Below are 301 nucleotides of genomic sequence, written 5' to 3' on the forward strand. Positions count from 1 at the left end.
TCCATTAGCCATCGCGCCAGTCGTCATTAAATAGTAAAGACCGGAAGCTAAATTGTTAGCTTCCGGTCTTTTTTTATTCAATTTCTTTCAAAGCCTTTTCAGCTTCTTCATAATCATCAAAATGGTGCTTAGTATGACCTATAATTTGATAATCTTCATGTCCTTTACCAGCAATAATAATTGCATCGCCTGGTTTAGCATGGTGAATAGCATAACGAATGGCTTCTCGACGATTGAGGATCACCTTAGCTTGATCCGGATCAATTCCTGTTAACATATCGTCCATAATCTTTTTCGGATC

Annotated in this window: 1 pseudogene; it reads right to left on the reverse strand. The window is 37.9% G+C overall.

Going from position 1 to position 301, the window contains the following annotated elements:
• Positions 1 to 73 precede the first annotated feature (73 nt).
• Positions 74 to 301 (reverse strand): annotated as a pseudogene (locus ACFILA_RS09835) (UDP-N-acetylmuramoyl-L-alanyl-D-glutamate--2,6-diaminopimelate ligase); the annotation flags it as partial.

The sequence above is a fragment of the Bartonella sp. CL71SXKL genome, from assembly GCF_042194935.1.
Lineage (GTDB): Bacteria > Pseudomonadota > Alphaproteobacteria > Rhizobiales > Rhizobiaceae > Bartonella.